This window comes from Pseudoalteromonas shioyasakiensis, assembly GCF_022398475.1.
GTDB lineage: Bacteria > Pseudomonadota > Gammaproteobacteria > Enterobacterales > Alteromonadaceae > Pseudoalteromonas.
The window spans coordinates 1-9946 of sequence record NZ_JAKEVM010000155.1; the positions used below are offsets into that span (position 1 = coordinate 1).

8 protein-coding genes are annotated in these 9946 nt (G+C 40.6%); 1 reads left to right on the forward strand and 7 read right to left on the reverse strand.

Annotated elements, in window-relative coordinates; translation table 11 throughout:
* Nucleotides 1-3: 3 nt before the first annotated feature.
* The 5 genes from L1D51_RS18685 to L1D51_RS18705 all read right to left on the reverse strand — a co-directional run bounded on the left by L1D51_RS18685 (nt 4) and on the right by L1D51_RS18705 (nt 7224).
* Complete coding sequence (locus tag L1D51_RS18685) at nt 4-1578, reverse strand: BCCT family transporter (RefSeq protein ID WP_054561539.1); 1575 nt, start codon at nt 1576-1578, stop codon at nt 4-6.
* Nucleotides 1579-1909: 331 nt separating this feature from the next.
* Entirely contained in the window at nt 1910-3577 is a 1668-nt protein-coding gene (asnB, locus tag L1D51_RS18690) for an asparagine synthase B (protein ID WP_239964488.1), read from the reverse strand.
* 370 nt (nt 3578-3947) lie between these two features.
* Complete coding sequence (locus L1D51_RS18695) at nt 3948-4883, reverse strand: 5-oxoprolinase subunit C family protein (RefSeq protein WP_239964489.1); 936 nt, start codon at nt 4881-4883, stop codon at nt 3948-3950.
* A complete protein-coding gene (pxpB, locus tag L1D51_RS18700) occupies nt 4880-5548 on the reverse strand; it encodes a 5-oxoprolinase subunit PxpB (RefSeq protein WP_239964490.1) in 669 nt (222 codons plus the stop codon). Before pxpB ends, L1D51_RS18695 begins: the two co-directional genes overlap by 4 nt.
* Nucleotides 5549-5700: 152 nt before the next feature.
* A complete protein-coding gene (locus L1D51_RS18705; RefSeq protein ID WP_054561535.1) occupies nt 5701-7224 on the reverse strand; it encodes a leucyl aminopeptidase in 1524 nt (507 codons plus the stop codon).
* A gap of 157 nt (nt 7225-7381) precedes the next feature.
* Here L1D51_RS18705 and msrA point away from each other — a divergent pair, with 157 nt between their 5' ends.
* Entirely contained in the window at nt 7382-8659 is a 1278-nt protein-coding gene (gene msrA, locus L1D51_RS18710) for a peptide-methionine (S)-S-oxide reductase MsrA (protein WP_239964491.1), read from the forward strand.
* A gap of 61 nt (nt 8660-8720) precedes the next feature.
* On the opposite strand, the gene L1D51_RS18715 is transcribed toward msrA, so the two are convergent.
* Together L1D51_RS18715 and L1D51_RS18720 are read right to left on the reverse strand one after the other, a co-directional pair.
* Complete coding sequence (locus tag L1D51_RS18715; RefSeq protein WP_239964492.1) at nt 8721-9185, reverse strand: tetratricopeptide repeat protein; 465 nt, start codon at nt 9183-9185, stop codon at nt 8721-8723.
* Nucleotides 9186-9404: 219 nt separating this feature from the next.
* A complete protein-coding gene (locus L1D51_RS18720) occupies nt 9405-9824 on the reverse strand; it encodes a tetratricopeptide repeat protein (RefSeq protein WP_239964493.1) in 420 nt (139 codons plus the stop codon).
* Nucleotides 9825-9946 lie beyond the last annotated feature (122 nt).

A 9946-nucleotide genomic window follows, 5' to 3' on the forward strand; every position in this document is an offset into this window, starting at 1 on the left:
GGTTTAGTGTCTTGGTTCTGTTCGTAAGCCAAGAATTAAACTTACACACATTAATAGCAATACAAAGGTAAACGGCAAGCCCGTAGATACGGCTCCGGCTTGTAAAGCTTCGATTGCTTGTGTGCCACCAATCCAAACAAGTGCTGCTGCAATAGCACCCTCGATTGTTGCCCAAAAGATACGTTGAGGTACTGGTGCGTCAACTTTACCACCGGCAGTGATAGAGTCGATTACTAATGATCCTGAGTCTGATGAAGTAATAAAAAACACGAGTACTAACACAATTGCAATGAATGAAAGCACTTGCGACATTGGTAGGGCTTCAAACATTTGGAACATTGCAAGTGGTACATCAGTTAAGCCTTTTTCACCTAGTACACCCACTTTATCAATAACTTGTTCAATAGCGATACCACCATAAATTGACATCCAGAAGATAGTCACAACAGTAGGAACTAGTAATACAGCAATTAAGAACTCACGGATTGTACGGCCTTCAGATACGCGCGCAATGAACATACCTACAAACGGTGACCATGAAATCCACCAAGCCCAGTAGAATACAGTCCAGCCATGCATCCATGTTTCATCTTCACGACCATGTGGGTTACTTAGTGGAATAATGTTTTCAACATAACCCATTACTGTATTAGGAAGGTTGCCAAATGCTGCAGAAAAACCAACAAGTGCAACAAATACAAGTAATACAAAAGCAATAAGCATGTTTACGTTACTAAGTAGTTTTACACCGCCGTCGATACCGCGAACAACAGAAATCACAGCAAGTAACGTTACACCTACAATAACGCCAATTTGTAAGCCAATTCCGCTATCAGTACCAAATACATGGTTAATACCTGCAGCGGCTTGTTGCGCGCCTAAACCAAGAGACGTTGCAAGGCCAAATAGAGTGGCAAGTACAGCTAGAATATCAATAAGGTGGCCAGGCCAGCCCCATGCTTTGTCACCTAAAATAGGGTAAAAAATTGAACGAATTGATAACGGCAAACCTTTGTTATAGCAAAAGAATGCGAGAGAAAGCGAAACAACGGCGTAGATTGCCCAAGGGTGTAAACCCCAATGGAACATAGTTGCACCCATTGCCATTTTGGCAGCTTCTGGCGTGTTTGCTTCAACGCCGAGAGGTGTTTCATACCAGCCTGTAAAGTAAGCTACGGGTTCTGCTACGCCCCAGAACATTAAGCCTATACCCATACCTGCAGCAAATAACATTGCTAACCAAGAAATACGAGAGTGAGTTGGACGCGCTTCTTTACCACCAAGGCGGATGTTACCGTATGGTGAAACAATTAACGCTAAGCAAAACAATACGAATAAGTTTGCTGACCACATAAAAAAGCCATCAAAGTTATTAATAATGTCGTTCTTAATACCATTCAGGGTTGTTTTTGCTGTTTCAGCATCTGAAATAAGTGTTGCCACTAAGAATAGGGCAATTAAACCAGCACTAATGCCAAATACAGGGTTATGCACATCAAAACCCCATTTTTGTACATTGTCCTGACCGACGGTGTAGTCGGTATTGTCGATACTGTACTTATCATGATGTTCGCTCATGAATACCTCTTGTTGTAGTTATATCTAGCAGAAAGCTAAACGGCCGGATGGCACAAGCTTGGCTATCACTATTTTACGTAAGAAACCGAAAATTAGTTTGTAGACGAACTAAATTTGTACCAAAGTCTAGTCTTTAGTGTAGGAGTTCGAAAAGAAATGTAAATGCTTTTGTCCCTAAACAGCCGAATAAATGCAGTTTTTTACGTTTTTTGTTGGAATTGTGAACAAAATGAGGCGAGCAAAGAATAATTTGATGACAGTATTATTTCAAAGCAAATTATTTCAATTGAGAGGAAAGTGCTGCAAACACAGGGCTTGCAGCACAAAGTTACTACTTTTTGTAAGCGTCGTTATGAACACCAGCAGCACGACCTGAAGGGTCAGCATTGTTTTGGAATGATGCATCCCAAGCTAGTGCTTCAGGAGTAGAACAAGCAACTGATTTGCCATGCGGAACACATTTCGCAGCTGCATCACCAGGGAAGTGCTCTTCGAAAATACTTCGATAAAAATACGCTTCTTTAGAATCAGGCGTATTGATCGGGTATTTGTATTTCGCATTAGCAAGGTCTTGATCGCTTACTTGATCGTTTACATACTCTTTTAAAGTATCAATCCAGTTATAGCCTACACCATCAGAGAACTGCTCTTTTTGACGCCAAAGTACGTCGTCTGGTAGATAGCCGTCGAACGCTTCACGAATAATGTGTTTTTCGATTTTACCGTCTTTACACATTTTCGCTTCTGGGTTGATACGCATTGCTACGTCTACAAATTCTTTATCTAAGAATGGCACTCGCGCTTCAACGCCCCATGCTGCCATTGATTTATTCGCACGCAAGCAATCGAACATATGTAGTTTAGAGACTTTACGGTTAAGTTCTTCATGGAACTCTTGCGCATTTGGTGCTTTGTGGAAATAAAGGTAACCACCAAATAGCTCATCAGCACCTTCGCCCGATAACACCATTTTAATACCCATGGCTTTAATTTGGCGCGCCATTAAGTACATCGGCGTTGAGGCACGAATAGTTGTTACATCGTACGTTTCGATGTGATAAATCACTTCACGCAGGGCATCAATACCTTCTTGAATAGTAAAGTGAATAGGGTGGTGAACCGTACCAATCATATCTGCTACTTTTTGTGCAGCTGCTAAATCGGGTGAGCCTTCTAGACCCACAGAGAATGAATGCAGTTTCGGCCACCATGCATCAGACTCGTCATTATCTTCGATACGTTTTGCAGCAAAACGCTGTGTGATAGCAGAGATAACCGATGAATCTAAACCACCAGATAATAGAACGCCATATGGAACGTCACACATTAATTGACGTTTAACAGCTGCCTCTAAGCCTTCTTTAACATCGCTCGCTTTAGCTTCGTTGTCTTTAACTGCATCATAGCTTTGCCAATCACGGCTGTAGTACTTACGAAGTTGACCATCTTTGCTCCATAAGAAATGACCCGGAGGGAACTCTTCAATATGTTTACAAATTGGCGATAATGCTTTTAATTCTGAAGCAACATAAAAGTTACCATGCTCATCATGACCCGTATAAAGCGGAATAATCCCGATATGGTCACGACCAATTAAGTAAGCATCTTGCTCTTCGTCGTATAAACAAAACGCAAAAATACCATTTAAATCATCTAAAAACTCAGGGCCTTTTTGTTTATATAAAGCCAAAATAACTTCACAGTCTGATTGAGTTTGAAAAGTAAAATCAGTTTCTAAACTAGCAGCGAGCTCTTTGTGGTTATAAATTTCACCGTTAACAGCAAGAATATTTGTACGCTCAGGGTTGTACAAAGGCTGTGCACCACTTGATACGCCAACAATCGCTAGACGCTCGTGCACTAAAATAGCTTTATCTGATGAATACACGCCAGACCAATCTGGCCCGCGGTGCCTTAATAGTTTTGACATCTCAATTGCTTGGCTACGCAATTGAGCGGGATCAGATTTAATATCTAATACCCCAAAAATTGAACACATAGTGACTCCTCATTCCAAATATGTGCGCAGTTAACAGAATTTATATAACTGCGAATGTTTGTTTTAACAGAAATAATTACCTAAGTCACACAGGTTTTTTAATTAATTGAGAATAAAATATGCACCTGCGGTTACCTCTTTGCACCAGTATGGGGTAAGTGGTTAAAGGGTGAGCAGTTTAAATGCTTGATTTGTGCAAATTGGATGATAATGAGTCTGGAATAAAGGCTTTTGTTACTAAATTTTCTGCACAGCTTTGGTGCAAAGGAATGCGTAGGGTTTTTACCTTTTTAAATGTATAGACAAGCCATGAAGGTAACGCGAGCAAAGACTTTCTTTGCTCGCATTTTAAACATCAATAAGTTAAGCGCTATTTATTAATATAGTTTAGTGCTATCGCAAGTTGATTTAAGTGCGCAGTTAGCTTTTCTTGTGCCTCGTGGGCTTCGTTGAGTGTAACAAACTTAAAGTGAAGGAAGTCGCCGGGTTTTAATTGTGCAAAATGACGAAGATCCGCTTCGATCACGGTGCCGAGCAATGGATAACCACCCGTTGTTTGCGCATCGTTTAATAGTACTATGGGTTCACCATTTGGCGGAAGCTGAATACAGCCAGGAGCAACAGCCATAGAGGGTAATGAAACATCATGGCTGATATCACACTCATCACTTAATAGTCTTGTGCCCATGCGGTTACTATTAGGCGATACATGCCAAGAATGATTTATAAAGTTAACGATGGTTTCTTTTGGTAACAGTGCTGCATGTGGTGCAGCATGAATACGAATTTGTGTACTTTTAGGTGGTAGCATGGCACCTAAGCCAACTTTGGTATTGTACCTTGGCGTTATATCAAAACTATCGCCAGCCTGTAGTGCTTGACCGGTTAAGCCACCAAAACCCGCTAATATATCTGTTGAGTAAGAATCTAAAATGGGCTTAGGTAAATGCCACTCGCCGCCAATAGCAAGGTAGCTTCTAAAACCATGACGTGCAGCATTAAACTTTAATACATCGCCTTTTTTTATGTAAAAGCTCCAGCCAGGATCAACAGGGTTGCCATTCACTGTGGCTTTCATATCAGTGCCGTGCAGAGCAATGTAGTAATCGTTATCGAACTGAATTTCGGCAAGACCTAAAGTGATCTCAATAACGGGGTTGTTGTCGTCGTTGCCAACTAAACGGTTTGTAATAACTTGAGCGTAAGGGTCTATGCAACCTGATTGACCAATGCCTAAATGGCGAGAGCCTGTTCGGCCTTGATCTTGTATAGACATTTGCATGCCAGGTTTGATGATAGTGATCATTTTAACACCTCCTGAATAACAAACTCTAAAGTATCACCAGGTTCAATAGCACAAGGCGAGGCTGCATTGATATCAAACAGACGAAAATCTGTATGACCAATAATTTGCCAGCCACCAGGTGAGCTTTCAGGGTAAATACCGGTTTGATCGCCGCCGATAGCAACAGAACCTTTTGGAACAGAGAGCCTTGGTTCAGCATGACGAGGTGTGTAAAGTTGTGGATTTAAACCATCTAAATAAGCAAAACCGGGCTTAAAGCCTAAAAAAAGCACGTGGTATTTGGCACTGCTGTGCATTTGAGCAACATCATCAACAGAAAGCTTATGATGTCTAGCAACATGCGCTATATCAGGCCCATATTCACCTCCATAACGAGTCGCAAGTTTATGATGACGTGAGTTAAAGTCTGTGGCTTTAAGTTCGTGCCATTGTTCTAGCAATCGTGGCAGCCAACCAGCAAGTTGAGCGGACTCTTTCAGGTAAAGCGTTAAATTATTATTGGCAGGGACTACATCAACAAAGTCATCACTGCTTTGGCAATATTGGGCTAATGCCCATATTTTCTTTTGCGTAGTGAGTGTGTCGCTTGCTGTTTCATAGGCATCAAAAAAGATGCTATGCGTAGTGAGCGCCATAATTTTAGGTGTACTATTGGTCGTCGTCATTGCGTATCAATCTTATTATTATCCCTTAATGCTTATTAGCATATAGGCTGTTTGTTGATGATGTAAATGTGTCTTTAGTGTTAATTAGAAAAACTCAAGACAATCAAGTGGCTATAATAGCTTATAACCACTTGATAAAGTGCAATGCCTAATTACTGTGCGTTATTTAGTAACCAATTAGACAGTAAACGTACGCCATAGCCTGTACCGCCTTCAGCTAGTTCATCTTTTGCTTTAGAATTTAGCGCGTTACCAGCAATATCAATGTGAACCCAACGTGTGTCACCGGCAAAGTTTTGTAAGAAACTCGCTGCTGTAGTAGCACCTGGGCCATGTGAACCGATGTTTTTAAGATCAGCAATGTCTGACTTTAAAGCATCTTCATAACCTAGAGGTAAACGCCATAGGTTTTCGTTTACTTGTTTACCAGCAACAGTTAGTTGCTCTACAAGGGTGTCGTCGTCAGAAAATACAGCCGCATAGTCATTACCTACAGCACGAATTTTAGACCCTGTTAGGGTAGCAACATCAACCATAATACTTGGTTTGTACTTGTCGCGGGCATACCACATTGCATCACTTAATACTAAACGGCCTTCAGCATCTGTATTTACAATTTCAACGCTTAAACCTTCAGCGGTTCTTACAACGTCACCCGGCGCGACAGCAAATTGCGATACCATATTAGCTGCCATGCCCATTACAGCAACAACGTTTGTGTCGGCTTTAGCCAGTGCCATTGCTTTTACAGTACCCAGTACAGCAGCTGCACCTGCCATGTCTGACTTCATGCGGGCGATTGAAGCGCCTGTTTTAAGGCTGTAACCACCAGAATCAAAGGTAATACCTTTACCCACTAATGCGATAGGGGTGTTTTTATTACCTTGATAATGTGCAACCACTAAACGTGCACCTTCTTCACTACCACGGCCAACAGCCTCAAGTGCACCCATGCCCAGCTTTTTAAGTTGCTTAGGCTCTAAAACAGTAATTTTAACACCTAACTTTTTAAGCTCTTTTGCCGCTTTAGCAAAATCAACCGGCGTCATTTCTGTTGCAACTTCAGACGTTAAGTCACGCGCTAAAAATACACCTTGTTCAATGCTTTGTAGTAGTTTATGGGTTTTGACCGCTTGGTCTAAATTTTCAACATCTAATGTGTAGTTAACAACATGGCTGTCTTGTTCTTTTTTGTATTGCTCAAAACGGTGGTCACGTAAATTTGCGCCATGTGCAAATTCTGCTGCATATTTAGCATTGATTGCGCTGTCTTTTAGCTCTGAAAAATCAAGGCTAACATTTTCCTGTTTAGCCGACTGCAATTTAGCGTGAACGTTACCACCTAGTTTTGCCATTTTTGCTGCATCTAGTTTTGGCTGCTCTCCTAAGCCAACAAGTAAGATGCGCTGATGGTCGCTACCGTTTGGTGCGATAACTTCTAAAGTTTTGCCATAGCCTGCTTTAAAGTCGCTAAATTCAATGACTTTATTTATGTGAGTTTGGGTTTCTGGCTTTAAATAATTAAAGTTAGCAACTTGGCTATCTGTATCTAAAAATAAAACTAGGGTGTTGTCGTTCGGTTTAATTGATTTCGCAAAAGTGAACTCTGCGGCATTCACTTGCGTAGCAAGTGTTAATCCTAATGCAATAGCAGATAAGCTGTGTGCAATTTTCATTTTTTAATATCCCAATGTTAAAAAGCTGTGTTTTACCGTAAATAAGGTTAAGAGTTAAATTGTTAGCGGTGAATCGCTGTTTGCATGCGTTTAAGTTGAAATTATTAATACCTATGCTCGGTCTGTCTTAAATACAGGCTTTTAAGAGGAAATTAGTATGACAATTAAGTCGATGTTACTGACACTATTCACTTGCAGTGCCATTTTTACCACCAGCCCAATTAAAGCTGAAACAATGCCAGATAACGCGACAGGGCATATTGAAACCATTGTGCTTGGTTCGGGTTGCTTTTGGGGAGCAGAAAAACGATACGAAGCACTTGATGGTGTATTGGATGCGGTATCTGGCTATGCTGATGGGCATGGGTTTAAAGCGACCTACAAGAACATAACACGTAGCTCACGACGCTTTGATAAAAACAATTATGCAGAAGTTGTTAAAGTGACATACAACAGTAACGAGTTAACAACTCAATCGCTTTTAAAGCATTATTTTGAAAATCATGATCCAACTCAGCTAAATCGCCAAGGGAATGATGTTGGTACTCAATACCGCTCAACAATTTTGGTAAGTAATAATGAGCAACAAGAAGTTGCGAATAAACTTAAAGATGAATACCAAAGCAAATTAACAGCAGCAGGCTACGGCAAGATTGTAACTGTGATAAAACCGCTTGATGCATTTTATGCCGCTGAGGATTATCACCAAGATTATTTAAAGAAAAACCCCAATGGCTATTGCCCTGATCATTCAACGGGCGTTGTATTTACACCAGTAGAAAAACAGCAGGTTGATAACACAGCCTTATTGGCAGGTAAGCAAATTGTAGTGATAGATGCAAAAGGTTATTGCCCATACTGTGAAAAATTTAAAAAAGAGGTCGCCAATCAGTACATGGGTTCGATACCAATGACCTTTCGACATGCTGATCAACTTGATGGCTTAACGGTTAAAACGCCGACTTGGGCAACACCCACGTTATTATTTATAGAAAATGGCGAAGAGGTTTATGGTCGCCAAGGGTATGTTAGTAAAGGTGAGTTTTACAAAGCCTTAGGGGCATTTAAACTAGGTGACAGTGAAGCTTTTAGAGTGGCATTTCATGCCAGAACTGACAGCCCATTTTGTAAGCAGTACGACATCTTTAAAAATACACCGGATGGAATTTTTATTGATAAGCTAAGTGGAGCGCCGCTATTCGATACCCGAGATAGATTTAACTCGGGCACTGGCTGGCTTTCTTTTACACATCCAGTAAAAGACAGTGTAACTATGCATGAAGACAACAGTTATGGCATGCAGCGTATTGAGCTTAAATCAAAAAGCTCGGGTATTCATTTAGGGCATTTGTTCCCTGGTGAAGGGCCAAGAGGTAAAGATAGATACTGTATTAATGCTACAGTGCTTGATTTTGTGCCAAGAGATAAATCTTAAAAGGTAACTGACGTAAGAAAACCAGCCGACATGGCTGGTTTTCTTTTAGCCTGATGACTTATTACCACAATTTTAATTCCTGTTTAGCGAGGTTTAAGTTGAACGACACCAGCTCGTTATTATTGAGCTGCACAGCCTCATAAAAGTCAGCAATGGCCGCGGTATCATTTTTTGCCATTAGTCGGGCAATACCTCTATTACTTAATGCATAAGACGTCAGTTCATTACGCTTATAGTGCGAGGCATTGACCTTTTTAAGCATCGCGATTGCTTGCGAGCAATCTTGATCAGCTTTATCAAACTGCTTCAGTTTCACACTCGCAACACAGCGGTTAAACGGCACGATATAGTTGTTAGCTTCGTTCATTGTCTCTAATGAATTTGCAAAGTTGCCTTGCATAATTGCTTTTGAGCTTGCGTTATCGTCAACAACCATGAGTTTAAAGTCGTTATTGTTGGCAAGTACAAAATTTGAACAAACAAATAATATTAACCACACGCAGGGTTTAAGATTTAATTTAAACATTGTTTTCTCCTTGTTAGCGTTAGCGTTAGCGTTAGCGTTAGCGTAAGCGTTGTGCTTACTCTATAAAGTTAGAAAACAGGGTATAAAACTGACAAACGATATAATCGCACCCATAAGGTGAAGAAAAGTATTCTATAACGCAGATATTTTAGACGAAAAAAAGCCCGGTCAGAACACACAAGAACCGGGCTTTCGACAACAATTTGGTTGGGGTAACTTTTACAGCGCTAGGTTTTGTTTTGCGCGGCTTAAGTTGTGGTTAACAAGTTCGTTTTTAGAAATTTGCACTGCTTCATAAAAGTCAGAAAGAGCAGCAGTATCGTTTTCAGACATGATGCGTGCAACACCACGGTTACTAAGTGCAAACGATGTTAGTTCACGGCGTTTGTAACCTGGTACTTTACTTGTGCTTAGAAGAGAAATTGCTTGTGTACACAGGCTTTCCGCTTCTGAAAAATTCTTTTCTTTAACGCTTAATGCACAGCGGTTGAAGGCAGTTTCGTATTGGCTAGTTGCATTGTCGTTAGATTGAGCTTGCTCAATAACCATCAGTTTATAATCAGCTTGGTCGGCTACTGCCATCGCTGAGCAAGTTAATAAAGAGCTAAGTGCAATAGTGGTTACAAGTGTTTTTAACATGATAGTTTTCCTCTGAATAAGTTGGTGTTTCTTGCCAACGAGTGAACTTTAAAATATTCCTATAAGCTAAACAAACGATTAAATTAAAACTGATAGATGAAGAAATTTAATCTATAGAGTAA

Coding starts and splice junctions, on each gene's coding strand:
- msrA (WP_239964491.1), top strand. CDS start 7,382: ATGACAATTAAGTCGATGTTACTGACACTATTCACTTGCAGTGCCATT.
- L1D51_RS18720 (WP_239964493.1), bottom strand. CDS start 9,824: ATGTTAAAAACACTTGTAACCACTATTGCACTTAGCTCTTTATTAACT.
- pxpB (WP_239964490.1), bottom strand. CDS start 5,548: ATGACGACGACCAATAGTACACCTAAAATTATGGCGCTCACTACGCAT.
- L1D51_RS18715 (WP_239964492.1), bottom strand. CDS start 9,185: ATGTTTAAATTAAATCTTAAACCCTGCGTGTGGTTAATATTATTTGTT.
- L1D51_RS18685 (WP_054561539.1), bottom strand. CDS start 1,578: ATGAGCGAACATCATGATAAGTACAGTATCGACAATACCGACTACACC.
- asnB (WP_239964488.1), bottom strand. CDS start 3,577: ATGTGTTCAATTTTTGGGGTATTAGATATTAAATCTGATCCCGCTCAA.
- L1D51_RS18705 (WP_054561535.1), bottom strand. CDS start 7,224: ATGAAAATTGCACACAGCTTATCTGCTATTGCATTAGGATTAACACTT.
- L1D51_RS18695 (WP_239964489.1), bottom strand. CDS start 4,883: ATGATCACTATCATCAAACCTGGCATGCAAATGTCTATACAAGATCAA.